Origin of the sequence: Veillonella nakazawae (assembly GCF_013393365.1) — a bacterium.
In the GTDB taxonomy this organism is placed as follows: Bacteria; Bacillota; Negativicutes; order Veillonellales; family Veillonellaceae; genus Veillonella; species Veillonella nakazawae.
The window spans coordinates 996,472-1,022,649 of the sequence record NZ_AP022321.1 but is presented as its reverse complement, the minus strand read 5'-3'; the positions used below and the strand labels follow the sequence as shown (position 1 = coordinate 1,022,649).

At 36.8% G+C, this 26,178-nt stretch carries 23 protein-coding genes and 1 riboswitch; of the genes, 5 read left to right on the top strand and 18 right to left on the bottom strand.

Features of this window, described 5'->3' with window-relative positions; genetic code table 11:
- Positions 1-107: 107 nt before the first annotated feature.
- The gene (locus VEIT17_RS04520; RefSeq protein ID WP_024065696.1) at positions 108-1,118 is read right to left on the bottom strand and encodes a site-specific integrase; all 1,011 of its coding nucleotides are present in this window, start codon (positions 1,116-1,118) and stop codon (positions 108-110) included.
- Positions 1,119-1,224: 106 nt separating this feature from the next.
- On the opposite strand from VEIT17_RS04520, the gene VEIT17_RS04515 reads away from it, so the two are divergent.
- The 3 genes from VEIT17_RS04515 (at position 1,225) to VEIT17_RS04505 (ending at position 4,095) form a co-directional block, all read left to right on the top strand.
- Positions 1,225-2,565 carry a VanW family protein gene (locus VEIT17_RS04515; RefSeq protein WP_178884961.1) on the top strand — a complete coding sequence of 447 codons (1,341 nt, stop codon included), beginning with the start codon at positions 1,225-1,227 and terminating at the stop codon, positions 2,563-2,565.
- Between the two features lie 195 nt (positions 2,566-2,760).
- A complete protein-coding gene (locus tag VEIT17_RS04510) occupies positions 2,761-3,378 on the top strand; it encodes a phosphatase PAP2 family protein (RefSeq protein WP_005386609.1) in 618 nt (205 codons plus the stop codon).
- Between the two features lie 567 nt (positions 3,379-3,945).
- Complete coding sequence (locus VEIT17_RS04505; RefSeq protein ID WP_024066213.1) at positions 3,946-4,095, top strand: hypothetical protein; 150 nt, start codon at positions 3,946-3,948, stop codon at positions 4,093-4,095.
- A 111-nt stretch (positions 4,096-4,206) separates the two neighbouring features.
- On the opposite strand, the gene VEIT17_RS04500 is transcribed toward VEIT17_RS04505, so the two are convergent.
- From VEIT17_RS04500 to VEIT17_RS04490, 3 genes are all read right to left on the bottom strand, one after another.
- Positions 4,207-4,950 carry a DUF4241 domain-containing protein gene (locus tag VEIT17_RS04500; protein ID WP_178884958.1) on the bottom strand — a complete coding sequence of 248 codons (744 nt, stop codon included), beginning with the start codon at positions 4,948-4,950 and terminating at the stop codon, positions 4,207-4,209.
- 1 nt (position 4,951) lies between these two features.
- A complete protein-coding gene (locus VEIT17_RS04495; RefSeq protein ID WP_024066211.1) occupies positions 4,952-5,860 on the bottom strand; it encodes a haloacid dehalogenase-like hydrolase in 909 nt (302 codons plus the stop codon).
- 139 nt (positions 5,861-5,999) lie between these two features.
- The gene (locus tag VEIT17_RS04490; RefSeq protein WP_178884956.1) at positions 6,000-6,938 is read right to left on the bottom strand and encodes a DUF1848 domain-containing protein; all 939 of its coding nucleotides are present in this window, start codon (positions 6,936-6,938) and stop codon (positions 6,000-6,002) included.
- 147 nt (positions 6,939-7,085) lie between these two features.
- Here VEIT17_RS04490 and VEIT17_RS04485 point away from each other — a divergent pair, with 147 nt between their 5' ends.
- On the top strand, positions 7,086-7,835 hold the full coding sequence (locus tag VEIT17_RS04485) for a class I SAM-dependent methyltransferase (protein WP_024066209.1): 750 nt from the start codon (positions 7,086-7,088) through the stop codon (positions 7,833-7,835).
- Positions 7,836-7,946: 111 nt separating this feature from the next.
- Here the strand turns inward: VEIT17_RS04485 and VEIT17_RS04480 are convergent, their stop codons facing one another.
- The 10 genes from VEIT17_RS04480 to ribD all read right to left on the bottom strand — a co-directional run bounded on the left by VEIT17_RS04480 (position 7,947) and on the right by ribD (position 18,133).
- Complete coding sequence (locus VEIT17_RS04480) at positions 7,947-8,609, bottom strand: hypothetical protein (RefSeq protein WP_024066208.1); 663 nt, start codon at positions 8,607-8,609, stop codon at positions 7,947-7,949.
- A 105-nt stretch (positions 8,610-8,714) separates the two neighbouring features.
- Positions 8,715-10,004 (bottom strand): amidohydrolase, encoded by a 1,290-nt coding sequence (locus tag VEIT17_RS04475; protein WP_178884954.1) that lies wholly within the window; start codon positions 10,002-10,004, stop codon positions 8,715-8,717.
- Positions 10,005-10,124: 120 nt separating this feature from the next.
- Positions 10,125-11,369: an adenosylhomocysteinase gene (locus VEIT17_RS04470; protein ID WP_178884952.1), complete on the bottom strand. Its 1,245-nt coding sequence runs from the start codon at positions 11,367-11,369 to the stop codon at positions 10,125-10,127.
- Positions 11,370-11,444: 75 nt separating this feature from the next.
- Entirely contained in the window at positions 11,445-12,509 is a 1,065-nt protein-coding gene (gene mtnA, locus VEIT17_RS04465) for an S-methyl-5-thioribose-1-phosphate isomerase (RefSeq protein ID WP_178884950.1), read from the bottom strand.
- Positions 12,510-12,551: 42 nt separating this feature from the next.
- On the bottom strand, positions 12,552-13,346 hold the full coding sequence (mtnP, locus tag VEIT17_RS04460; protein ID WP_178884948.1) for an S-methyl-5'-thioadenosine phosphorylase: 795 nt from the start codon (positions 13,344-13,346) through the stop codon (positions 12,552-12,554).
- A 108-nt stretch (positions 13,347-13,454) separates the two neighbouring features.
- Positions 13,455-14,333, bottom strand: coding sequence for an Hsp33 family molecular chaperone HslO (hslO, locus tag VEIT17_RS04455; protein WP_178884946.1), 879 nt, complete (start codon positions 14,331-14,333; stop codon positions 13,455-13,457).
- Between the two features lie 194 nt (positions 14,334-14,527).
- Positions 14,528-14,989, bottom strand: a complete 462-nt coding sequence (gene ribH, locus VEIT17_RS04450; RefSeq protein ID WP_119209211.1) for a 6,7-dimethyl-8-ribityllumazine synthase — start codon at positions 14,987-14,989, stop codon at positions 14,528-14,530.
- Between the two features lie 72 nt (positions 14,990-15,061).
- Positions 15,062-16,264 carry a bifunctional 3,4-dihydroxy-2-butanone-4-phosphate synthase/GTP cyclohydrolase II gene (locus tag VEIT17_RS04445; RefSeq protein WP_119209212.1) on the bottom strand — a complete coding sequence of 401 codons (1,203 nt, stop codon included), beginning with the start codon at positions 16,262-16,264 and terminating at the stop codon, positions 15,062-15,064.
- A gap of 17 nt (positions 16,265-16,281) precedes the next feature.
- Complete coding sequence (locus VEIT17_RS04440) at positions 16,282-16,938, bottom strand: riboflavin synthase (RefSeq protein WP_178884944.1); 657 nt, start codon at positions 16,936-16,938, stop codon at positions 16,282-16,284.
- Complete coding sequence (gene ribD, locus VEIT17_RS04435; protein WP_178884942.1) at positions 16,919-18,133, bottom strand: bifunctional diaminohydroxyphosphoribosylaminopyrimidine deaminase/5-amino-6-(5-phosphoribosylamino)uracil reductase RibD; 1,215 nt, start codon at positions 18,131-18,133, stop codon at positions 16,919-16,921. Before ribD ends, VEIT17_RS04440 begins: the two co-directional genes overlap by 20 nt.
- A 68-nt stretch (positions 18,134-18,201) precedes the next feature.
- Positions 18,202-18,317, bottom strand: a riboswitch (FMN riboswitch).
- A 292-nt stretch (positions 18,318-18,609) separates the two neighbouring features.
- Between ribD and poxB the strand changes: the two genes are divergently transcribed.
- Entirely contained in the window at positions 18,610-20,352 is a 1,743-nt protein-coding gene (gene poxB / locus VEIT17_RS04430; protein ID WP_178884940.1) for a ubiquinone-dependent pyruvate dehydrogenase, read from the top strand.
- Positions 20,353-20,448: 96 nt separating this feature from the next.
- Here the strand turns inward: poxB and VEIT17_RS04425 are convergent, their stop codons facing one another.
- The 4 genes from VEIT17_RS04425 to holA form a co-directional block, all read right to left on the bottom strand.
- Positions 20,449-20,907 carry a hypothetical protein gene (locus VEIT17_RS04425; protein ID WP_178884938.1) on the bottom strand — a complete coding sequence of 153 codons (459 nt, stop codon included), beginning with the start codon at positions 20,905-20,907 and terminating at the stop codon, positions 20,449-20,451.
- 56 nt (positions 20,908-20,963) lie between these two features.
- Positions 20,964-21,206: a hypothetical protein gene (locus tag VEIT17_RS04420; RefSeq protein ID WP_155086993.1), complete on the bottom strand. Its 243-nt coding sequence runs from the start codon at positions 21,204-21,206 to the stop codon at positions 20,964-20,966.
- A 192-nt stretch (positions 21,207-21,398) separates the two neighbouring features.
- Positions 21,399-25,190 (bottom strand): PolC-type DNA polymerase III, encoded by a 3,792-nt coding sequence (locus VEIT17_RS04415; protein WP_178884936.1) that lies wholly within the window; start codon positions 25,188-25,190, stop codon positions 21,399-21,401.
- Positions 25,191-25,192: 2 nt separating this feature from the next.
- On the bottom strand, positions 25,193-26,170 hold the full coding sequence (gene holA, locus VEIT17_RS04410; protein WP_178884935.1) for a DNA polymerase III subunit delta: 978 nt from the start codon (positions 26,168-26,170) through the stop codon (positions 25,193-25,195).
- Positions 26,171-26,178: the final 8 nt, after the last annotated feature.

Genomic DNA, 26,178 nt, shown 5'->3' with positions numbered 1-26,178 from the left:
ACCCACACGAAAAAGCAGCTACTCAATAGAGATAGCTGCTTTTTGTTATCTAATGTATGTTATTATACGATTTATAGATATTATCTTAATCAACTGATTTATAATTATCATCTAAATCGTTTTTCAAAGATTGTAGAAATAGGATTATCTACAAACTTATTGGCTTCATTAATATAACGACGAACCATGTTAACACTGTGATGACGTGTTTGTCTCATAATATTACGTTCTTCCACACCATAAGCTGCGGCAGTTGTTGCAAAGCCATGACGTAAACTATGAGCTCCATACATAGATGGATCAAGACCAATGAGAGAAATATATTTCTTCACAATTTCTGCAATCATTTTATCGGATATGCCTGTTTTACGAAGTGACATATTTTTAGTAAAACCTCTAAATATAGGACCTTCAGTAATACCAGAGGCACGTAACCATTGCTGTAAAGCACGTACCGCGTCTAGAGGAGAACCGGATAGATGAGGAATCGCTACAACAGCACCTTGACCTTCTTGGTCGGCTTTTGAGGATGGCACAAAGATTTCAACACCTTGTGGAGAAAACTGTAGATGTTCTACTGTAATAGCTGCAATTTCACTACGACGAAAAGCACCCATAAAACCAATTAAAAGAATGGCCTTATCTCGTAATAACTGTAATTCAGGTACATCTAGTTTAGTCATACAATCTAAAATATCTTCAATATCCTCTAATAGTACTGGTGTTTTACCTTGTTGAAATGTACCTTTTAAACGTCTAATCCCTCGTAACGCTTGTTTTACAATTGGTGCCATACATGGATTATCCCGATGTCCAGAGGCATTATAATTCTCTGAGATAGCGCTAATACGACGAGAGATTGTATTTGCCTTAGCATAATCAGCAAGATCATTTATATAATTCACAATTGTTTCTGGTGTAGCTGGAAAATAAGGTACCTTTTGATAAGTACACCAATCAACGAAATCATCCCAATCTGATTCGTAAGCATCCACAGTATTCTCAGCCTTAGATAACAATATACTTTGTTTAGCTTTCATAGACAACTTGGTACTATTCATAAGCGCATCATTATTACGCAAATAGAAATGTTTTTGTTGTTCCTTAGATTCTGACATAATTCACCCTTATCCCTAAAATTATCAATATAATTGTACCATAGATTAGACCGTAATATGCTATAATTAGAGAATATGATAACTAATTCGGGAGAGTTTATAAATAATGACGAAGAAATATATTTTAGTAGGAACTATGCTTGTCCTCTTGGGGACGAGCGGCTGTTCATACATTCCAACAGAAAATATTTCTTATGGTGTATATTACAATGATACAGATTTATCTAATACACCTAAGAATGAATTACAGGCTCGCTTACAAGAGTTAAATAGTAAAATTCCTCAAACTATATCTATTGATATGGGCAATAATAAAAAACAACAAGCTACCTATCATGATTTAGGGATCCAAATCGATACAGATGCTATGGTAAAAGCTATTTCTACATATGGCTATGAAGATGATATGTGGACACTACTTTCAAATAGATTTAATGCCTTATTCTACGGTCATCATTTTAAACCACAATATAAGCTTGATGAGGTAAAAGGTAAAACCTATCTAAGTGAATTGGCTAAAACAATTGATACGCCAGGACATGATGCATACCTTACCATTGAAAATGGACAAGTTGTATTACATCCTACAAAAGAGGGTAAGCGTATCGATATTGATGCTACGCTTAAGAAATTAAAAGATGATTTACAGGCCGGTGATAGTATTAACTCCTTATCTATGGTATTTACTACACAAAATACTGTAAAAGTAAGTGATGCCGATTTAAAACCATTGAATACGGTATTAGCTTCTTACACTACAGAGTATGATCCTAGTAATGAAAGTAGAACCCATAATATTCAATTAGCATCTGATAAAATAAACGGTACCCTAATTAAATCGGGTGCACAGTTCTCCTTTAACGATGTTGTAGGTGAACGTACTGCAGAGGCTGGCTATGATGATGCACCTGTTATGATTGATGGTAAATTAGTTCCAGGTATTGGCGGTGGCATTTGCCAAGTAAGTTCTACCATATTTAATACAGCTTTACTATCCGGTATGAATATTATCGAGCGTACACCACACTTTGAGCCAGTAGGATATATTCAAGCTGGTCGTGATGCCACTGTAGCATGGGGCTATTTAGACTTTAAGTTTAGAAATCCTTACCAACAATCTATTTATATCCTTAGTGTTATGAACAACGGAACATTAACGATCTACATTATAGGTACGGCTCAAGATAAGCCTAAAAATGTTTCTATTTCTGTAGGAGACTATGGCGAAATTCCTAACAAGACTATCACTAAGGTAGATCCTTCATTAAAAGAAAAAGAAGTGCAGGAGGGGCATGTAGGTTTAACAATGAATACGTATAGAACCATTACATATGGTAACTGGGTTACGCAAACAGATTCCTTTGAATCCGTATATGATCCAGTAGATACGATTATAACAATGCCTCCAGAAGGTACTACTAAAAAAGCAGATAAAAAGAAACCATAATTAAAGATTTTATTAAATATAGCCTAAGCTATTGACCATGATGTATAAATAGTTTAGGCTATTATTTGGATGTAAATGAGAAAGTGATATATACATAGTATAAAGTATATAGAAATCCAATACAGAATATTGAGGATATAATCTACATTCATCCATTCTCAATAATTATCATTTAATAAAATAGAAGAGGAAGCTATGGACACAATCTTACAATTTGATCACTCTTTGATTTTCTATGTACATGATCACCTTGTATATAGTTTTTTAACACCTATTATGGCATTTATTTCAAAAATTACTGGCAGCGGTGCCTTATGGATTGTAATTGCCTTGTTATTGATGTTACAGAAAAAATATCGTGTATTAGGCGTAGCTATAATAATTGCATTAGGATTTGTATTCATCATCGGTGACCAAGGTTTAAAACCACATGTAGCTAGATTAAGACCATTTGTAGATTTTCCTAATGTAACGGTTCCATTAGAATCTGCATTACCAAAAGCAAATAGCTATTCATTCCCGTCAGGCCATAGTTTTGGTTCATTTGCGTCAGCCATGACTATTTACCTAGGCTTGAGTCAAATAGCGCCTCAGAAGCGATATTTGGGAATTATAGCATTACTGGGGTCATTAGTAGTAGCATTTTCGAGAGTATATCTATTTGTACATTATCCAACAGATGTATTAACAGGCTTAGTATTGGGAATCATCGTAGGCTTCATTGCTTGGAAGCTTGCAAGAATTGGTTGGAACTGGTGGACTAACCGCCATAATGATGTAGAATACGAACCATATACATTTAAACGTAAATAAGCTTAAATAGCTAAAAAACTAGATAACATAAGAGATTGGGCCATTTAGGCCCAATTTTCTTAATACAATTACTTCCGATAATATATCGTTATCGGAAGTAATTCAAAAAGAAAAGAAAACTAGCCTATATTTCTATAAGCTAGTTTTACTAATTTAAACTAAAAAATACTTTTATCATTGTGTAATGGATCTGAATTAAATATACTCTATCATACAATTATTTTTTTATCAGTTCAATCCAACCTAGAGATTGATCACCAAGAGCCTTCATAATTATATTGGGTTGTTCACCTTGTAATTTCTCTATTTTAAATTGAATAATATTTCCTTTTTCTTTTGCTTTTCTGTCTGTAATTATATATATTTCCCGTCCGATTGATTCATCTCTACAAATAAAATCTATATATTAATAAAGCTATATATCGGGCAAATTTTTATTATTATAGATATATGTGTAGAATTATTATTATTTAATTTTAAATACATATTGAAATTTTTGATATAACATTGTAAAATAAGCATATAAATTATGTAATTTACTCATATTAACTCTCATGGAGGTATTATATGTGCTGGTGTGATATCGTAAGTAAAGCTAAAATTGGCAGTTTAAAACATTTAGGTAATGGTATGGAAGGTTCTTTAAGATTTTTAGCAGAAATCATTGTAGGTCTTAGTATTCTTCGTGTATTCGTAAACTGGATTTTTGGCATTTAGGCCTTACAATTAAATAGGAATATATAAAAGACGCTTAGTAATCTAAGCGTCTTTTTTAGTATGTTATTAAGTTATCAAGCTTTATATATCTATATATATCGCTAGATTATATTATTGATATGCTTCGCTGCAATCAATATATTCCATAATCAATTGGCAGATTTGACCATCTTTATCAAAAGCCCAGTATACAGGGTATAAACCATCACCAAAGCCAGATTGAATCATTGGCACAGTCAATTCGGTTTCAGGAATTGTAAAGTTGATCCAATCCCCTTTAGAACGTTGGTATTGCGGATATGCTAATGCATTTAATTGGAACAAATCACTGTAGTAATCATCATAGATATTTTTGTCAGGATAGTTAGTATGCCATTGATCATAAAACTTTCTATAGGTTTTAATAGTTTCTGCATCAACCACGGTAGCAAGTCCAGAATCCACAGGGAAGCCAATGTAGCTTTCACCATCATCAAGATCTGTTAAATCTTCTGTACCTTTTAAAGCCAATTCATAGTTCACAGGCTCATTACCACTAAAAACAACGCGGCTTGCTACATAACGGTATTCATTAGGTTCCATTTCAATGATTTTTGTTTCCAACAAGTACGTACCTGGTTCTACCGTTCTAATATATGTATCCGGTTTATTCGGCAATGTTACCAAAGGGTCACAACATGTAATATGGCCTGTTGGGAATGTTACAGTCCACATAGGTAATGTATGCAATGGAAATCCTTTTAGCTCTTTACGGTTAAATAAATCATGATATGGTACGGTAGGTTTTAATTTACCTTCAGAACCTAAACGATTAAACTCTTGAATCCATTCACTTGTTAATTTAGATTGATCCATGTTACTCCTCTGCTTCGTGTTTACAATGTACATATTCGCCTTCTAACACTTCGTAGGCTGCGGTTTTACGAATAATTTGTTTAACTAATGTATCTAACTTTGAACCATTTGTATAGTCTGCAGGTGCATAATAACGTATGCGGTGATGACGCATCATCTTATACACCTTATCTTTATCCTTCTTAACAGGATCATAAACACCTATAGAATGACCGCCATTAGCATTAACCAAGCTCATGCAAGGAATATCTGTATCACTATCCCCAATATATATCATATTGCGGAACGGTACACGTTGATCTTCAGGCTTAACATAATCATTAACACCTGTGTCATTGATATCTAAAATTCCTTTTTGAATACGGAATAAAAACTGTGTTTTATTTGTATAGTTAATGGCTTGTGCAGGCCAAACTGCTACGCCTTTGTCGTCGAACATGAATGCACTGGCATAGATTTTGGTGAAAGCTCCCTCTTTCGCCATTTCAGTACCTTCTATCATCTCTTTTAAACCAGACGATATGATGTAATGTTCAATGCGTACACCGTGTTCTAAACCATATTCACGAATACGCTCAAACCAAGTGCGAACACCTTCATATAGTTCCACTTGATTCCCATATTCCATAAGCTTTTCTCGAGTTACATAAAAACGGCCCACTGCTTCTTGAATCATCTTGTACATATAAGCCAAGTTATTATCCATATCATTTTTCTTAGCCAGCTGATTAGATTCTTGCCAGAACTGTTTGATTTGCTCTTCATCATAGCCAACAGATTGGATAAAGCCTTGTGCCTGCATATCATCAGGTGTTAAAGTCTTATCAAAATCATAACACATAGCTAGTACTGGCATAGACGATTCAGATGATTGTAATGATGCTTTACTGTCAGTCTTATAGGTGATCATACTCCACCTCCTTGTAATAATACATAAACAATTAAAAGTAGTTTAACTCTCTTATATTCTTGAGGTGACCCAACCCCTTTTGTCTATATTTTACACGATACGTCAACGCTATAGGCGTAAAAGCAGGGCATAATTCTCCTTAAAATAAAGAATCTTGTGTGTAATTTGTATCTACAATCCAGCTTTTTTCCGCACTTTCTTTAATAATTGCTGTTTTTGAAAGTTTTCCAATAAGTAAGCTAGAGTTCGGATCATGTAATAAGCAATTTTGGCGAACTGCAGCCTGATTTGTATTGGCATAACAATAGCGACAAAAATGGCTACAAGTATCATAGGCACCTATATCACCATGTAAATAACAATTACACTCTGGTCTAGCTGGTGTACGTTTCGGTGCTTTTAATTTTACGTTCCAAGCACGTTCATAACAGTCTAGCGTAAAACAGCCCTCTGTATTAACACCTAATTCTTTGAAAATGTCCCCTTCTCCACAGGTTTTAAGTATCATATGATGAGAATGAGCTATAGATACTAATTCTTTAATAATCTTCATTTGAATATCTAAACTCGGTCTATAACCTTCGGGAAAGGTCTGAGCTACCTTATCAAAAATATCTAAGAAACTTACAACTACCGTATCTGTATATCCTTCGAGGGCTTTAGCCATTTTATAAAAGCTTTCAAAATGAAAATCAACTGTATAGTTGTGGGTTAAAATAATAGGATCATAACGCCACACCATGGACTGAGGATTACGTTTTGTAGATATATGTTTAAATCCGTCTATTACTAAATCCACTTGTGGAACATTAGTCTCTATATCTGCTCCATATGGAGTTATAGTCATATGCCAATACTGTCTATAATCATTTATTTCATGTAAGAGCGGAATGAAAGGCAACGGATTCTTTGTACAAAACGCAATACCATCTACTACTTCATGATTGATAGGATATCGTGTTATATGTATCGGATTATAGGGATTGCGTACATCTACAAATCCTTGGCGGACGCGATTAATTAACCATTGCCCATAAAAGGCAGGAATATCCGTACGCTGTCCCGTCTGTAAAATCATTATCCTGTCCTTTCATAAAACAAAAATATAGATGTATTATATCACACTCAATATTAATTATTTATGGAGTAAGTGTGATATTTATAGTATGGTACATTCTCATTTTATGGTACTATTAAGTGTATTAAAAATGAGGAGAACTGAAAAATGAATGATATATTTGAAAAAAATCATCCTATGAAGGATGATAAAGAATTTATTACATCCTATTGGACAGATCGAGCTCACGATTTTGGAACCTTACGAGCTAAAGAATTAGAGAGCCCTAAACTTAAATTATGGAGAGATGAACTAACGAGTCATATCTTTGATTCTGATCGCTCTTTACGTATTTTAGACATTGGTTGTGGTGCAGGCTTCTTTAGTATTATCCTCTCTCAACTAGGACATACAGTACACGGCATCGATATTACGCCTAATATGATAGACGAAGCAAATCAACTGGCAGAATCCCTTGATTGTGATGCTACCTTCTCCGTCATGGATGCTGAAAATCTCAGCTTTGACTCCAATACCTTTGATATCGTTGTAGCCCGCAATGTAACATGGAACTTACCACATCCAGATAAAGCCTATGCTGAATGGTTACGCATCATTCGTCCAGGCGGTTTAATCCTCAATTATGATGCGGAACATGCTCGCAATCACCATGACTTACCACAATCTGTTCATCATGCCCATGAGCATGTAAGCAATGACTTAAAAGAGCGGTGCCATACGATTTATCATATGCTTGAAATTTCATCCTTTACACGCCCTCAATGGGATAAAGAAGTGCTCACAAAATTAGGTGCTAGCTCCGTCACTATTGACTCCACAGTAGGTCCTCGTATTTACAACGAAGAAGATGAATTTTATATTCCTGTACCAATGTTCTTAGTGAAAGTAATAAAATAGCATTCAAAGTAAAACATTACAAAATAAACCCACTCCATGTGATATGTACCCCTTTTATTAGGTATCTAATAAAGGAATATATCATACTATGAGTGGGTTTTATTTTATTTATTATTTCTTATTGTCTTTAATGATAGAGTCATCAAAGTTATAGGTTGTTATAAACTTTGTTTTAGGATTTGCTGCATTGCCAATCTCTTCTAAATATTTATTAGAAGCTACTTGAAGATCTTTCTTATACGCATCGGCTAATGTTTGTAAATTGTTCGTTTCGTTTACTCGTTTAAAGGTTTGATCCATAAATTTAATAGTATCTGTTTTTGAATCATAAATAAGAGCAGTATTTGGTATGCCAGTAATATCCATCTTAATTGTATTAGAATTTGAGCTATCTGCATTACCTACTATATCGTTAGCACTCATTACAAGTGTAAGTGCCGTAATATAATTTAGACGAGTTTCCTTTATATCCCCTACCATTTGAGTAGATTCAATAACAGGTCTCTTTTCAGGCGTCGTATATTGATAGTTATAAGCTTTCATATCTGCTGTATAAATCGTCTTACTATCATTTCGAGCTGTAAGATTCATCGTAAAAATAGGCGTGTCAACAGCACTCACTACATTTTGAACGGTATAGCCTGAGTAAGCAATCCATTCCCCTTCAGGTCCTTTAGGCTGAGAAGACGCACTATTACTACTACAACCAGCTAATATCAACAAACTAACTAAGGCGATACAAAGTGAAAGGTATTGAAGTATTCTTTTTAGCATAGCAGTACCTCGCATACAAACTTATATTATATAAATACAAACCTAACTAGTACTAAACTAGACAAGAAAAAGCTAATCAATTACAGCTATAGTTTTTTTAATATATTAGTTACTGAAATACTCTTGAGCCTTAGTGATTTCTGCACGAAGTTTTTCTTCATCAATAGTAAGCAATTCTTTGTCTTTCATAAGAACTTTGCCACCTACAATTGTAGTATTTACATCAGAACTGTTAGCAGAGTATACAAGTGCCGCTAAATCGTTGTAACGAGGCATCCAGTGCATACCAGATACGTCATATAGCACGATATCTGCACGATAGCCTTTCGCTAATACACCAAGATCAGTATAACCAAGGGCTTTTGCGCCTTCTACAGTGCCCATATGCCAAGCTGCTTGTGCAGGAATGGCTTTAGGATCGTAGAGACGTGCTTTATGTAGAGTAGCAGCAAGGCGTACTTCTTCGAGCATATCCGCGTTATTATTAGATGCGGAACCATCCGTACCAAGACCAACTGTTATACCTTTACCGATCATTTCAGGCACAGGTGCAATACCACTTGCTAATTTTAGGTTAGATTGCGGATTATGTGCTACTGCTACATTATTTTCAGCCATAATTGACATATCTTCATCTGTAACATGAACACAGTGTGCAGCTAATGTAGTATTCCAGAATAAACCTAGGTCATGCATATGAGCGATTGGAGTTTTACCTGTAGCTTTCATTACATTCTCCACTTCCCCTTTAGTTTCAGACAAGTGCATGTGAATGCCACAGTTTAATTCATGAGATAAAGAGATAACCTTCTCCATATAAGCATCTGGACAAGTATATGGTGCATGTGGTCCAAGTAATACCTTGATGCGGTCATTATCAAAGCCATTCCACGTGCGGAATAAGTCAGCATTTTCAACTAATGCTTGATCTGCTGTTGGAGAAACACCAGCTAAACCACGAGATAACACAGAGCGAATGCCTGTTTCTTTTACTACCTCAGCTGTAGTATTCATAAAGAAATACATATCGCTAAAGGTTGTAGTACCAGTACGCAGCATTTCAGCAATGCCAAGTTGAGTGCCATAACGAACATAATCGTCGTTAAGTTTTGCTTCTGTCGGCCAAATTGCTGTTTCAAGCCATTCCATAAGCTCAAGATCATCTGCATAGTTTCTAAATAGCCCCATCGCAATATGAGTGTGCGTATTTACAAGACCTGGCGCTGCCAATTGGCCTTTACCATTTAGTACATCCTTAGCAACATCTTTTGCTTTAATAGCTTCACTATCCTTTAAAATAGCTGTAATATAGCCATTTTCAATTTCAATAGCATGATCTTTAAGAACACCCTCATCGGTGAGGACGTCTACATTAGTAATCAATAAATCAGACATTGTCTTCCCTCATAGGTATAACCGAGCCATAATAGCTCGGTTATAGTTATTAATTCTGAAAGTATATAGTAGTAATAATGCACCTAAGCCTATCATTTACTATTACATTTCTATTCAATATTAGTTTACTTTTGTTAAGTAGTCGATTTGTTCTTGTGTTAAAGAATCTAAATCATAGCCCATGGAGTTCAATTTAAGTTTAGCGATTTCCACATCTAATTCATGAGGCAATACATATACTTTTGGCTCCATTTCTTTGCCGTTTTTCAAGATATGCTCTGCAGCAAGGGCTTGCATAGCAAAGGACAAGTCCATGATTTCTGCAGGATGACCATCACCAGCAGCAAGGTTTACTAGACGACCTTCAGCCAATACATAGAGTTTACGACCATCAGCCATAGTATAGCCTTCGATGTTTTGACGAACACGTTCATGGCTTACCGCAAGGTCTGTAAGATCAGCTACATTAACTTCACAATCAAAATGACCAGCATTACATAAAATAGCTTTATCTTTCATTACTTCGTAATGTTCTTTCACAATTACATCTTTGCAACCTGTAACAGTACAGAAAATATCCCCTACTTTAGCAGCTTCAATCATAGGCAATACTTTGAAACCATCGAATACAGCTTCAATCGCTTTGATTGGATCTACTTCAGTTACATATACATGAGCACCAAGGCCTTTTGCACGCATAGCAACGCCTTTACCACACCAACCATAACCAGCAACAACCACGTTTTTACCTGTTACTGTTAAGTTTGTAGTACGCATAATACCATCCCAAACGGATTGGCCTGTACCATAACGGTTATCAAAGAGATATTTACAGTAGGAATCGTTTACTGCAATCATAGGGAACGTCAATTGTTTAACGTTCTCTAATGCATATAGACGATGTACACCTGTCGTAGTTTCCTCACTACCACCTAAAAGGCGTTCCTTAGCATCTTGGCGTGTTGTGTGCAATAAGTTTACCAAATCGCCACCATCATCAATGATAATGTGCGGTTTATGATCAAGAGCCTTGTTAAGGAAGTTGAAATATTCTTCCTCAGTACAATCATACCAAGCATATACAGTTAGGCCCATATTAACGAGACCTGCCGCTACATCATCTTGTGTAGATAATGGATTGGAACCAGTTACAATAACATCAGCGCCACCGCGTTTTAATACAGTAGCTAAATATGCTGTTTTTGCTTCCAAGTGAACACTTACAACAATAGTTTGACCTTTGAAAGTTTGTTCTGCTTCAAAACGATCGCCCAAGGTATTCAATGTAGGCATAAAGTTAGAAACCCAATCAATTTTTTTACGGCCTTCTGCAGCTAAATTAATATCTTTAATTAAAGATTGCATAATAACTCCTTTTACTAATATGAGTTGATATAGTTAAAATAAAGATTTGATAGTAAACCCAATTGGATTTGTTTGTTATTTAGATTCTACAATTTGACGTAGCTTATCAATAGACTCTTCGTAGTTTGGTTTTAATACACCTTCTTCAGTAATGATGGCAGTCACTAGTTCATGTGGTGTCACATCAAAAGCTGGATTAAGCACATCAATGCCATTAGGTGCAGTTTGAACCCCATGCAACGATGTAACTTCATAATCGTCGCGCATCTCAATAGGAATATCAGCACCATTTTCAAGGGTAAAATCAAATGTGCTGTATGGCGCGGCTACATAGAATGGAATGTTATGGAATTTAGCTAGTACAGCCACACCATAGGTACCAATTTTATTGGCTACATCACCTTTTGTAGTGATGCGGTCAGCACCGACGATAACGGCATCAATGAGGCCATGTTGCATCGCATAGGCCGCCATATTATCAGTCTCAAGAGTAACAGGGATACCATCCTCATGAAGCTCAAAAGCAGTAAGTCGAGCACCTTGTAATAATGGTCTTGTTTCATCAGCATACACGCGTTCTAATTGTCCATTTTCATGTAATTTACGGACAACACCGAGTGCTGTTCCTAAACCACCTGTAGCTAGTGCACCAGCATTACAATGAGTTAGAATGCGAATATTTTTTTGACCTTCAAATAGAGTTGCTCCTGCTTCAGCCATACGACGGTTCAATGATACGTCTTCTTCGTGAATTGTAATAGCCTCTTTTCTAATGAGCTCTACTACTTCACTCATAGAGAACATGCTTTCAACATGCTCTTTTACAAGAGAAATAACACGATCTACAGCCCAAGCTAAGTTGATTGCGGTAGGACGAGTTTCCTTTAAGGTCTCACTAAATTCATATAAGCTTGTAAGTTGTTCACTAAATGGTGCATCCAAACGGCCTGCTTCCATAGCCGCTAAAATGAGGCCATAACTGGCAGCAACACCAATAGCAGGTGCGCCACGAACGCGAAGCATTTTTATAGCTTCAGCCACTTGTCGCCAATCTGTACAGTGAACATACGTAATTTCAGTAGGCAATTTAGTTTGATCTAATAGTACTAGCGTATCTTTACGCCATTCAATATTAATCATACATTCTCCTTTGATGAACTATTGTATTTCATTATGAATGGATTATAGTTTAAAGCCACCATATTCATGCATGCGATTATGCGCATCATAACGAGCATCTACATCGATTACATCAATAGCACCTAAAATGAGAGCTTTAAGCTGAGCTGCCATGTCGCCCATCATTTCTACCACTTCGCTATGTGTTAGAGCAGATTCAGAAATACCTGCTGCATAGTTTGTAATCATAGAAATCGTAGCATATGCCATTTCAGCTTCATTAGCTAAATTTACTTCAGGTACATTTGTCATACCTACTGTATCCCCACCAAGCATGTGGAACATTTTAATTTCCGCTGGTGTTTCAAAGCGCGGACCTTCTGTACATACATAAGTACCACCATTATGAACAGACAAACCTTGTTCAGTACCAACCTTTTGAAGAATATCACGTAATTCAGGGCAATAAGGATTTGTTACATCCAGATGTGCTACTGGACGGTCACCACCTTCATAGAATGTAGTGATGCGGTTCTTCGTGAAATCTAAGAATTGATCTGTCAAAACGAAATGACCAGGCTTGAAGTTTTCATTTAAAGAACCTACAGCTGTTGTAGAGATAATAAATGTAACGCATAATTTTTTTAGACCCCAAATATTAGCACGATAGTTAATTTTGTGTGGAGGAATTGTATGATCTTTGCCGTGACGAGCAACAAAGATTACCGTTTTCCCATGGTATGTACCTTGTACATAATCTATTTCACCATATGGTGTCATTAAGGATTCTTCATGAATATTTTCAAAGATGGATGGATCATAAACGCCAGTACCACCAATTACGCCAATTGCACTCATTGTGACCTCCTATTATTAATCACTCTATCTTTTATTTTCTCATAGAATAGAAAAACAGGCTATAGGAAAAACCTAGTAGCCTGTATTTTTTCAATATATTATAAAGTTTTATTGAATTGGACCTTTAGGGGTAAACATATCTTGTAACTCTTCTCGTGTGAAATGATACTTTTCATTACAATAGTGACAAACAAGCTCTGTTACGTCATCTTCCAAGATAGCCTGTTTATCTTCTTCTCTTAATGTCATGAGTACGGCACCAAAGCGATCACGTCCACAACGACATTGGAAGTGAATCGGTTCATTATATACTTCATTCACAGTTAAACCATCAAGAACGCGTTCCATAAGGCCTTTACCGTCTGGATTTGCTTTCAAATATTCTGTAATTGGGCCTAATTCATTAATATTCTTTTCGACTTGGGCTAATGCTTCATCTGTAGCATCTGGTAAAGCTTGTACGATAAAACCGCCTGCCACAACCGTGTGATAATCTGGATCTACCAATACACCTAAGCTAATAGTAGAAGGCACTTGCTCAGAAGCATATAAATAGTAAGCCAAATCTTCTGCTACTTCGCCACTTTGAATAGGACTTGTGGAGGTATAGTCTTGTGCTAATTGTGTAAAGCGAGTCACTTGCACTTCCCCATTATGACCTACTGCAGCACCTACATCAAGCTTACCAGCTCGTTTTAAAGGTACATCTACATGTGGCTCATCCACATAGCCACGAACTGTATTATCTGCAAACGCATCTACATGAACTACACCTAGAGGGCCATCACCTTTAATGCGCAAACTTACATTTTCATGATTTTTAAAATCACCAGCTAATAAAATAGCTCCCGTCATAGCGCGACCTAAAGCAGCCGTTGCGACAGGCCATAAATCATGACGCACACGAGCCGTTTCAACAGTATCCGTTGTTACCGCTAAAGACATACGTACCCCTTCTCGGGTAGTAAAACGTTTTATATAATCCATTCTATCATTCCTTATTATTAATTAAAGTTTAAAACGCACTTATAAGTGCTTATATAGTATATCATGTCATAGATTTACTTTTCAATAATAGAGAATATATGTTCGTCTAGCCTATTTTCAAGATAAAGGAACATATTTTCGATAATTTAAAAACACTCAGCATCATAAGACACTGAGTGTTTACTATGTAATTATTAGAATTGATCGATAAGGTTAACCATTTCGATAGCGCCCATAGCACAGTCGTAACCTTTATTGCCAGCCTTAGTACCAGCACGTTCAATCGCTTGTTCAATATTTTCAGTAGTTACTACACCGAACATAACAGGAACACCAGTTTCTAAGGAAACATGAGCAATACCTTTAGCTACTTCATTACATACATAGTCATAATGAGTTGTAGCACCACGAATAACAGCACCAACGCAGATAACCGCATCGAAGCAACCAGATGAAGCAGCTTTTTTAGCGATCAATGGGATTTCATAAGCACCTGGTACCCAGATAACAGTGATATCCTCTTCTTTTACATCGTGACGCAATAAGCAATCTTCAGCGCCACCAATTAATTTGGACGTAATGAACTCGTTAAAACGAGAACCGATAATAGCAAATTTTTTACCGCTACCTAATAAATTACCTTCTTGAACCTTCATTATGTTGACCTCCTATATTCCTGTAAAGGAAATTCTTATGTGACGAGCAATTTGTTAAATAAAACTAAATGATTAGTCTTCTAACATATGACCCATTTTTTCTTCTTTTGTCCTTAAGTACCCTGCATTAAATTTATTGGCTGCAATAATGAGCGGTACCCGGCTAGTTACATCAATACCCCAATGTTCTAAGCCATGACGTTTTTCTGGATTGTTTGTCAACAATCGAATACTCTTAATACCTAAGAAACGGATAATTTGAGCAGCCAAGGAATATTCGCGCATATCTGCAGGGAAGCCTAATTGTTCATTAGCCTCTACAGTATCTAAACCTTGCTCTTGTAAAGCATAGGCTTTAATTTTATTTGTTAAACCGATACCACGGCCTTCTTGACGCATATATACTACAACGCCTTTACCTTCTTTTTCGATGGCACGTAACGCGTTATCTAATTGCTCACCACAGTCACAACGTTTAGAACCGAATACATCACCGGTTAAACATTCAGAGTGAATACGTACAAGAACATCGTCACAGTTTTGTACATCACCTTTAACAATAGCTAAATGTTCTTTATGATCTAAATCATTTTTAAATACAAAGATATTAAAGTCACCAAATTTAGTAGGTAGTTTAGAACAAGCACCGAGCTCAACCATATCTTCATGTTGTTTACGATACTCAATAAGTTCTGCTACAGATGCAATTTTAAGATTATGTTCTTTAGCAAATTGTAATAGATCTGGCAAACGAGCCATATCGCCATCGTCTTTTGTAATTTCACAAATAACAGCTGCCTCTTGTAAGCCTGCTAAGCGACAAAGGTCGATAGATGCTTCTGTATGGCCTTGGCGTACTAAAACGCCACCCTCTTTATATACTAGAGGGAATACGTGACCAGGACGACGGAAGTCTTCTGGTTTAGCATTTGGATCTAATAATTTTTGAATTGTATAAGCACGTTCTGCTGGAGATACGCCTGTTGTAGTATCTACATGGTCAACAGTAACGGTGAAAGCAGTTTCATGGTTATCTGTATTTTTGGCAACCATTGCAGGAATGCCAAGCTTCTCTAAGGCTTCACGACGCATAGGTGTACATACGATACCACGTGCGTATTTAACCATAAAGTTAATATTTTCTTGTGTAGCAAACTCTGCAGCGATGATAAGATCACCTTCGTTTTCACGGCTTTCATCATCAACGATAATAACAGGTTTACCAGCTTTAAGGTCTTCTAAGACCTCTTCAATTGAATGTAATTGTTCGCTCATAGGAACGCTCCTTACTTTTATATAAATCCATTCTCTACTAAGAGGGATTGCATAGATTTCTTAGGTTTTTCTTCGGTAGATTCACTACCGAGATTCATAAAATGACGAATGTATCGACCAGCGATATCTGTTTCTAAATTAACCTCAGTACCGATATGAGCAGAACCTAAAATAGTTTCCCCCAAGGTATGAGGAATGATAGATACGGAAAAACTGCTATCCGTTCGTCGCATAATTGTGAGGCTAATACCATCGATCGTAATGGACCCCTTATAAATAACGTAATCCATGACGGATTTCGGGGCCTCTACGGTAAAGATAATGGCATTATCCGTTTGCTCCCGATTAATGATGCGGCCCGTCCCATCTACGTGACCTGCCACAATGTGACCACCAAATCTACCGTTGGCGAGCATAGCACGCTCTAAGTTGACTGGTTGATGAACTTTCAAATTTGTAAAAGTAGTCATCTTGATTGACTCAGGCATAACATCAGCTGTAAATACGCCATTACCAATCGTTGTAGCCGTTAAACATACACCATTAACAGCTACGGAGTCACCTATTTTTAAATCACTAAATATTTTATTCCCCCGAATTGTTATGGCTAAGGATTTAGGGCCCTTTTTAATGCTCTCTACACGGCCGATTTCTTCAACGATTCCCGTGAACATAAGCGCCCCTCCTTCCTTGACGATACGCTTCGATGCGAATGTTATTATCTAATATTTTAGTTTTTGTAAAAGTTAACTGCGGAGAAGATTCTAAGCTTTCAAAGCCACGACCACCTACAGCAGGTGTAGCCTCTGTTCCACCGATTATTGTATTACCAATATAGGTAACAACCTTATCAAAGTTCAATGTTTCTACAAATGAACTTATAATGGCAGAGCCACCTTCAACTAATACTGAAGTATAACCAAAATCGCCCAACTTCGTAAGAATATCATCAATAGATAGTTTTTTAATATCTATTACGATATCTGTACTTTTACTTTTACGAGTAGATACTGATTCAACAACAGTAACAAGAGCCCCTACTTGTTCCAGCGCCTGTATTCGTTCTTTAGGACAACCTTTAGATACAAATATATGCACCTTACGAGTATCTACTTCAAATACACGACTTGTGGTAGGCGTTCTACCAAGACTGTCCAATATGATGACATCTGGTTGATGAACTTGGATAGGCTCATTAAGAATGTTTCTATCCGATATAGTATCTATTAATTCATCATTACTGAGTCGACAGTTTAACTGAGGATTATCTGCTAAGATTGTACCGATACCAACGAGCATAGAATCATGAGTAGCACGTAATACATGTCCATCACGGCGGGAGGACTCATTCGTAATCCATTGGGATTGACCAGTAAAAGTGGCAATCTTACCATCAAGGGACATAGCACTTTTAATAGTTACGAAAGGTTTACCTGTCTGTATATATGTAAAGAAATGCTCATTTAGTTCAGCACATTCCTCACTACATACGGGGCAAACAACCTCTATGCCTGCTTCACAGAGTAAATCCATACCCTTTCCCGATACTAGTGGATTAGGATCTGTACTCCCTACAACGACCTTAGCTATGCCAGCCTCGATAATACGCAGCGCACAAGGTGGAGTTTTACCATAATGAGAGCATGGCTCTAAGGTTACATATAAAGTAGCACCTTTAGCATTATCACCTGCTTGATTTAAGGCATGAACCTCAGCATGATCTGTACCAGCCTTATGATGATAACCTTCACCGATTATTGTATTGTCTTTAACCACTACGGCACCCACCAAAGGATTTGGAGAGGTGTGACCTGTGGCTAATTTTGCCAGTGCAATGGCGCGTTTCATATATGCTACGTCATCCACCATATCACCTCAATAAAAAAAGGACTATATACATAGTCCTTGGGTAATCATAAATACGCACGTCAAATGTGCCTCGTCTTTTCTCATCCAGACTGTACTGTCGGTATCGGAATTGCACCGATTCATACCTAAAAGGTTCGCGGACTATACCGCCGGTAAGGAATTTCACCTATCCCCAAAGACTCATCTATTTTGTTTCTGAATTAATAGTAACACTTTTATTAGGGTTATGCAACAATAAGAGTTTTGTATTGAGAAAAGATATTAAATATATAACCTGGAATAAAATAACTATTATTATATTTCTATTTTTATTAGATTGAAAATATATTATAATAACAATATAAACATGTATAAACTATGTATACATTAAATAGTAACTTTTATCACATAATTACACTACAAAGAGGTCTAATATAATAATATATGGTTTTATAACAATACTTAATTGATATTATTTATTAAATAAAGGTGATAATATGGCAAAAAAACGAATTTCTGATGTACTTATAGAAGTCTTAGCCAATGCAGGTATCGAACGCATTTATGGTATCACTGGCGATAGTTTAAATTCTGTAAACGACAGTTTACGTCGCAATGGTAAGATTGCTTTTGAACATGTTAGACATGAAGAAACAGCAGCCTTTGCTGCAGGTGCAGAAGCAGCTTTAACTCATAAATTGACTGTATGTGCTGGTAGTTCTGGTCCTGGTAATTTACACTTGATCAATGGTTTATTCGATTGTCATCGCAATCGTGTTCCAGTATTGGCTATTGCGTCTCATATTCCACAATCCGAAGTAGGACTAAATTACTTCCAAGAAACACATCCAGAAAACTTATTCAAAGAATGTTCTTGTTTCTGTGAACTCGTTTCCAATCCAAAACAAATGCCGGAAATTCTTTTCCGTGCTATGAATGCAGCAGTTGGTAATCAAGATGTTGCCGTTATAGTCCTTCCTGGCGATGTAGCAGTAATGGAAACGGAAATTGATGAATTACCAGTATGGCATCACCCTCGCTTACCTCATATCGTTCCACAACGTGAAGATATCGAAGAAATGGCTGCTCATTTAGAAAAAGGTGAACGCATTACCCTCTTCTGTGGTGCAGGTTGTGAAGGTGCACATGATGAGGTCGTAGAATTAGCAAAACGCTTACAAGCTCCTGTAGTACATGCCTTCAGAGGTAAAGAATGGGTTGAATGGGATAATCCATATGATGTAGGTATGACAGGCCTATTAGGCTATACATCTGGTTATCGTGCTATTGAGCACTGCGATACACTCATTATGCTTGGTACAGACTTCCCTTACCGTCCATTCTATCCGGAAAATGCAAAAGTAATTCAAGTTGATAGAGATCCTAGTGCGTTAGGTCGCCGTGTACCTCTTACACAAGGGATTATTGGTACAGTAAAAGATACATTAAAAGAGTTGTTACCTCTCGTAGGTCAACGTGAAAATACTGAATTTATTGATACAATACGTAAGGAATATACAAAATTCAGAGAGAATTTGGATAGCTATGCTGCGGCTGAACCAGATGGTGTAGCAATTCATCCACAATATTTCGTTAATCGTTTGAATAAGCTAGCAAGTGAAGATGCCATCTTTACTTTTGACGTAGGTACTCCAGTTATTTGGACTGCCCGTCACTTAAAAACAAATGGTAAACGCCGTATCTTAGGTTCCTATAACCATGGTTCTATGGCCAATGCTATGATGCATGCCATCGGTGCACAAAATGCATGTCCAAATCGTCAAGTCATCTCCCTCTCTGGTGATGGTGGTTTCACTATGATGATGGGCGAAATGCTAACGTTAAAACAATTAAATCTACCAATTAAAATCTTCGTATTTAATAATGAAGAACTTAGCTTCATCGCTATGGAAATGAAAGCTTCTGGCTACCTAGACTATGCTACAGACTTTGTAAATCCAGACTTCGGTAAACTTGCAGAAGCGGCTGGTATTAAAGGTGTGAGCATCCAAAACTCCAGTGAGGTAGATGAAAAAATTAAAGAAGCACTCGATCATAATGGTCCAGTAATCGTCAATGTTCGCGTAGATAAACAAGAACTTGCTATGCCTCCAAAAATTGCTTACCAACAAGCTAAAGGCTTCAGTAAATACTTAATCAATGCAATCCTTGATGGCCGTGGTACAGAACTTAAAGAAATGGCAAAAACAAACTGGATGAAATATAAATCTCTGTACTAAAATCTACCAAATATTCAAACTCTGTCAAAATAAATAAACTGCAAAACTTTCAAAAAAGAGGTGTCACAAAATGATGACACCTCTTTTTTTCTTAATTTAATCATATACTGTTATAAAACCTTCAGTCCATCCCTTTAAATTAAGAGTGATAGTAGCTATTCCTAAACACTCTATGCCATGTACTTTAAATATATCCCAGGTTTTATACCACTCTATTGCTTTCTCTGCATATTTTAAAGTACTAAATAAACCTATGTATCCTGAACATGTATAATAATCATCTATATCATAATCATACCAAACACCATAAATTTTGTTGTTTATGATTTCATAACCAACATCATCACCTATATGCGCACAATCATTTAAATAATGAGTTGTTATCGAAAATGAATCATCAGCCAAATCAGAAAAACCTATCAAATTTTTTGACTCAGTTAATGCCTTTTCTGCTAATGATAATTTAGAAAAAAAGCCTAGGCCAAAATACTCTGTATAAGGTAACTCATTATTCTTTTTATAGTGAGCTACAGCTTCATATATCGGAACTCTCATAATTAACCAACTCGTTACAAAATAAAAACAATATAAATATGACACTCTAATAATTTCTATCTATAATAATCGTCCTCGTAATCGTCTTTATACCGTATTGCATCCACCTCTGATGGGGATAGCACATTCCCTTCTTCATCAACATATTCTCGGAATTCGTTAAAGTATACACCTGGAATATCTGATTCTTCTAACTCAGGAACATCCTCCGCCTCAATGTCCCAAAATTCAATCTCTATAGGTTGATTTTGTCGTTCCTTAGTAATATTAGATCCAGTTCCATTTTCTTCTGATTTCATTTTCGGTTCTTTAGTAATATTACTATCTGATGAATTAATTCCTAGAAATTTCAATAATTTTCTTATCATTACACAACACTCCCTTGTACCAATGATATATCAATTGTATTGTATCAAAATATATAAAAATAAGCACTATATCCTATTTTGGATATAGTGCTTACTTTGTATTTAAGTATAACTAGTATTTTATTATGCTCCAAAGAGTGACATTTGTTCGTCTTCAGGTAGTTCACCACAGCATTTGAGTTCTTTCATAAGATCAATGATGGTGTTAGATACTTTACAACGACGTTGCAAGTCTTTTAGAGATGTAAACGGACGTTCTTCTCGTTCAGCTACGATAGCATCAGCTACTGTTTCACCTAAGGAGTCAATAGCTAAGAATGGTGGTAATAGAGCACCATCTTTAATGCTAAAGCGTCTAGCTTCAGAGTGTTGAATATCTACATTAACAAAACGATAACCCCGTTGATACATTTCCATAGATACTTCTAAGGCACTCATAAGGTCCTTATCTTTAGGACTGGCACCACGATCAAGAGCTTTAATACGATTGAACTCAGTCATTTGCGTTTTAAGGTCACCCGTCATAATGCGCAAATCAAAGGCCTTGGCACGAATGGAGAAGTAGGCTGCATAGAAAGCCAATGGATGGTACACCTTAAACCATGCGATACGGAAGGCCATCATTACATAAGCTACAGCATGGGCCCGTGGGAATAGATAGGAAATCTTTTTACAAGATTCAATGAACCATTCAGGAATATTATTTTCCCGCATTTCAGCTTCAAATTCCGTAATAGCTTGACCTTGTTTATTCCGTTTTTCTATGCCCTTCCCTTTACGTACGTTTTCCATAACGAAGAAGCTATGCTTTCTATCCATACCGCGATGGATTAAGAAGTTCATTACATCGTCACGGGTAGAAATGGCTTCGTTCAATTTACAAGTACCATTTTTAATGAGGTCTTGCGCATTGTCGAGCCATACGTTTGTACCATGAGAGAAACCAGAGATACGAACCAAGTCAGAGAATGTTTGAGGACGAGAGTCTTCCAGCATGCCCCGTACGAACTTCGTACCACATTCTGGCACAGCCAAACTGGCTACTTGGTCACCTTGTAATTGCTCAGGTGTTAAACCAATCCCCTCTGTAGAAGAGAATAAGCTCAATGTCTTTGGATCATCAAATGGGATTGTCTTAGCATCTATACCGGTCAAATCCTCTAGCATACGAATGATAGTCGGATCATCATGCCCCAAGATATCAAGCTTAGTCATACGGCCTTCGATAGAGTGATAGTCAAAGTGTGTTGTTAATACACCACTTTCCTTCTTATTCGCTGGATGTTGTATAGGTGTAAAGTGATGCACATCCATATCGCGAGGACATACCATGATACCGCCAGGATGTTGTCCAGTAGTATTCTTAACATTGGTAAAGCCTTTTGCTAAATGTTCAAAGAAACCACTACGAGCTTGAATATCTCGAATTTCTGCATATTTTTTAACATAACCAAAAGCAGTTTTATCAGCTATTGTACCGATGGTACCAGCTTTAAATACATTATCTCGACCAAATAATTCTTCCGTATATTTGTGAGCCTTTGCTTGGTAATCACCGGAGAAGTTAAGGTCAATATCTGGAACCTTATCACCTTCGAAACCAAGGAAGATGGCAAACGGAATATCATGGCCATTAGTTTGTAGCGCATGACCACACTCTGGACAATCTTTACGTGGTAAGTCAAAGCCACCTGCGTATTCGCCCTTTTCAAAGAATTCAGAATGCTTACAATTAGGGCATATATAATGTGGCGGTAATGGATTTACCTCTGTAATTTCAGACATGGTTGCTGCAAAGGAAGAACCTACAGAACCACGGGAACCTACGAGATACCCATCATCAAGTGATTTTTTTACCAGCTTATGAGCAATGTAATACAATACGCCGTAACCATTGGAGATAATACAGTCTAATTCATAATCAAGTCGCTCTTGTACTACGCGAGGCAATGGATCACCATAAATGGCTTTCGCATTTCTATAACACATTTCTGTGAAAGCTTCATCGGCACCTTCAATCTTTGGTGAATATGTGCCATCTGGAACTGGTTTAATATCTTCGATGCTATCATTAATTGCACGAGTATTAGTAACAACTACTTCATAAGCCTTTTCTTCACTTAAATACGGGAAAGACGCCAACATTTCATCTGTAGTACGTAAGTGCAAATCTGGTTGTTCATCCGCATCTGGATAACCACATGCCGTTAACATGATTTCACGGTAAATCTTTTCTTCTGGTGTTAAATAATGAACGTCACAAGTAGCACATACTGGTTTATTTAAAGCTTCCCCTAATTCGATAACTGTCTTATTCATATCGATAAGAGCTTGCTCATCTGGCATAAGGCCTTTACGAACCAAGAACATATTGTTCGTATGTGGCTGAATTTCAAGATAGTCGTAGAAAGAGGCTACCTCTAGTAATTCTTCCTTTGTAGCACCACGGACGATGGACTGCATAAGTTCCCCGGCTTCACAAGCAGAACCGATGATGATACCTTCACGATGTTCTTCAATAACAGAACGAGGCAACCGAGGGCGTATCTTATAGTGTTCAAGGTGAGAAATAGATATCATCTTGTACAGATTGCGCAAACCTACCATATTTTTAGCTAATAAGATAATATGGTAACGTTTATCTTTTTCTTTTTTCTTCTTCTTATCTACTACAGGCTCTTCATCACGAGCAACAATTTCATCATCAATGAGATAACCTTCTACACCGTAGATAACCTTAACGCCCAACTCTTTACCAAGAGCTTGAGCTTCTGGAAATGCTTGTACAACGCCGTGATCTGTAATAGCTACCGCAGGATGACCCCATTTTTTTACTGTTTTAAATAGGTCTTTAACAGATACAAGGGCATCCTTATCACTCATCTTAGTATGCAAGTGCAGCTCTACACGGGAGTCTGGACGGTTTTCAGTGCGCTCCACGCTATTAGTTTCCATAGCTTCAATGCTTCGAATAGATAAGATATAATCCTTATCAAATCGATCATCAAAGCTGACGCTACCTTGTACGCGTACACGTTGTAAACCTTTTAATTGTTTAAGTAGCGCATCCCCTTCTTCAGGGCTATTCGCAAACTTAATAAATTTGATGCTATTCGTATCGTCTACGATGCTACCGTTAACGATACTTTTACCAGTCTTAGTATCACGTTTATCTAGACCAACAAATACACCTTCAAAAATAACACTAGGCGTATCCAAAGTGCCCATAATTTTAGAGGTAACTCCCTCAATTTTAGGCCCTAAAATCATGCCTTCATCAGTAGGAGCATCCTTGGGGGCACGACGAGGATATTTACTATCCCCTTCACTACCTTTAGCAGTAGATTTTGTAGTACTTTTAGGAGCAAAACCTTTACTTGCTTTAGGTGTACTGCTCACAGATGCGACAGTATCACTATTGCTAGATGCTGCAGCCGTTTGATTAGAACGAGATACAACGACAGGACTATTATTAAAGTAGCCCAGCTCAACAGCCTCTACAAATGGAGCGAAATCATCTTCATCAACATCATCATATTCATCTTCTTGGTCATAACCAGCAAAAGACTTGCCTCTAGGCACTTTGTTTTTAGCCTCTTCAGCTTCACGTTGCGCTTCTGCCGCTTCAATCCATTCACCAGCACCACAGCCACCACCATAATAATAGGTATCTAAGCCTTCCCCTGTTTCAGTATCTACCTTCCAGGCAAAACAACAAGCTGTATCTGTATTCGTTGGAATATTATCAAAAGAAATATTTTTTTCCTTATACCATGCAGATAATCTTTCACGCAAACTAAGCAATGTAGAAAACGCAGAATCTGCAGCTTGTATCGTCACATGTTGGCTATGACAGTTTACATAGAAGGATGATTTCTTATTCTGTTTTGGTACAACACGATAACGTACTTTCATTTTTATCCTTTATACCCACAATAGGTAATACATAAATCTCTAAATCGCCAAATATCGCCCTTGCTGCTACGGCTATCCAAAATAATCTCATAGAGCCCTTTTAATAAAGCTCGTAGCGCCTTAATCGAAATTCTAGGACTCGCCTCATAAGCTAACTTAATTGGATATGGTTTAAATGACGAATCATGGTCCTTACATAGGTTTTGAATAGCTTGAACAGACATTCCCGCTTGGCGACATTCGCTGACTAGTAATTGCAAACGTAATTGCCCCTCAATGTAGCTCATAGCACGATCTAATTCTTTATAACCGAACATAAACGGAAATAGTTCAAGTAATGTATCAGTATCTCGTTTTAACAAAGCCTCTTTAAAGGTAAAAATATTTTTAGCTCCATAATCACTACCATTTTCTTCGAGAAACTCTTTGGTAATGACTTTATCGCCTGTAATTTGCAAGAAATAACGGTCAAATTCGGTTCGCATGAAAGAAACTGGTACATCTTGCCACAATTCGATGAGATGAGCTACATATTCTTGTGCATCAGGGGTCATTTTAAATCCATTAGATGTACAATATTGACGAATCCACATCACTAGGTCTGCCCCTTCAAGGCGCTTACATTGATGATTTGGTATTTTATCTAAAATCTCTTTATTCTGCTTGATGCGTTTATCAATCATATCATGATAAATCAAAACTATAGGATTATCCCCATTATATTCCATGAGGAGTTCATACAATGGAATCCAGGCATCACTATTTTTACCGCTTTTACGAATAATAGGTAAATTCACTAAGCAAAATACCTTTTGATCACCAAAAAGAGAGTCTTCACATAGTTTTTCACTTATCTTCTGTGGCCCAGCTTCATCATCTAATACTGTTACTGGAAGGTCAGGATAGGCACTTAAAAATTTACGTTTTTCTTCTTCAATTAATTGTGGCTCATCGCCATAAATGAGTTTAATTTCAGCCATACATCCTC

Bases quoted from the DNA above. Each gene is read 5' to 3' on its own strand.
- VEIT17_RS04520 (WP_024065696.1), bottom strand. From the start codon at position 1,118: ATGTCAGAATCTAAGGAACAACAAAAACATTTCTATTTGCGTAATAAT.
- VEIT17_RS04515 (WP_178884961.1), top strand. From the start codon at position 1,225: ATGACGAAGAAATATATTTTAGTAGGAACTATGCTTGTCCTCTTGGGG.
- VEIT17_RS04510 (WP_005386609.1), top strand. From the start codon at position 2,761: ATGGACACAATCTTACAATTTGATCACTCTTTGATTTTCTATGTACAT.
- VEIT17_RS04505 (WP_024066213.1), top strand. From the start codon at position 3,946: ATGTGCTGGTGTGATATCGTAAGTAAAGCTAAAATTGGCAGTTTAAAA.
- VEIT17_RS04500 (WP_178884958.1), bottom strand. From the start codon at position 4,950: ATGGATCAATCTAAATTAACAAGTGAATGGATTCAAGAGTTTAATCGT.
- VEIT17_RS04495 (WP_024066211.1), bottom strand. From the start codon at position 5,860: ATGATCACCTATAAGACTGACAGTAAAGCATCATTACAATCATCTGAA.
- VEIT17_RS04490 (WP_178884956.1), bottom strand. From the start codon at position 6,938: ATGATTTTACAGACGGGACAGCGTACGGATATTCCTGCCTTTTATGGG.
- VEIT17_RS04485 (WP_024066209.1), top strand. From the start codon at position 7,086: ATGAATGATATATTTGAAAAAAATCATCCTATGAAGGATGATAAAGAA.
- VEIT17_RS04480 (WP_024066208.1), bottom strand. From the start codon at position 8,609: ATGCTAAAAAGAATACTTCAATACCTTTCACTTTGTATCGCCTTAGTT.
- VEIT17_RS04475 (WP_178884954.1), bottom strand. From the start codon at position 10,004: ATGTCTGATTTATTGATTACTAATGTAGACGTCCTCACCGATGAGGGT.
- VEIT17_RS04470 (WP_178884952.1), bottom strand. From the start codon at position 11,369: ATGCAATCTTTAATTAAAGATATTAATTTAGCTGCAGAAGGCCGTAAA.
- mtnA (WP_178884950.1), bottom strand. From the start codon at position 12,509: ATGATTAATATTGAATGGCGTAAAGATACGCTAGTACTATTAGATCAA.
- mtnP (WP_178884948.1), bottom strand. From the start codon at position 13,346: ATGAGTGCAATTGGCGTAATTGGTGGTACTGGCGTTTATGATCCATCC.
- hslO (WP_178884946.1), bottom strand. From the start codon at position 14,333: ATGGATTATATAAAACGTTTTACTACCCGAGAAGGGGTACGTATGTCT.
- ribH (WP_119209211.1), bottom strand. From the start codon at position 14,989: ATGAAGGTTCAAGAAGGTAATTTATTAGGTAGCGGTAAAAAATTTGCT.
- VEIT17_RS04445 (WP_119209212.1), bottom strand. From the start codon at position 16,264: ATGAGCGAACAATTACATTCAATTGAAGAGGTCTTAGAAGACCTTAAA.
- VEIT17_RS04440 (WP_178884944.1), bottom strand. From the start codon at position 16,938: ATGTTCACGGGAATCGTTGAAGAAATCGGCCGTGTAGAGAGCATTAAA.
- ribD (WP_178884942.1), bottom strand. From the start codon at position 18,133: ATGGTGGATGACGTAGCATATATGAAACGCGCCATTGCACTGGCAAAA.
- poxB (WP_178884940.1), top strand. From the start codon at position 18,610: ATGGCAAAAAAACGAATTTCTGATGTACTTATAGAAGTCTTAGCCAAT.
- VEIT17_RS04425 (WP_178884938.1), bottom strand. From the start codon at position 20,907: ATGAGAGTTCCGATATATGAAGCTGTAGCTCACTATAAAAAGAATAAT.
- VEIT17_RS04420 (WP_155086993.1), bottom strand. From the start codon at position 21,206: ATGAAATCAGAAGAAAATGGAACTGGATCTAATATTACTAAGGAACGA.
- VEIT17_RS04415 (WP_178884936.1), bottom strand. From the start codon at position 25,190: ATGAAAGTACGTTATCGTGTTGTACCAAAACAGAATAAGAAATCATCC.
- holA (WP_178884935.1), bottom strand. From the start codon at position 26,170: ATGGCTGAAATTAAACTCATTTATGGCGATGAGCCACAATTAATTGAA.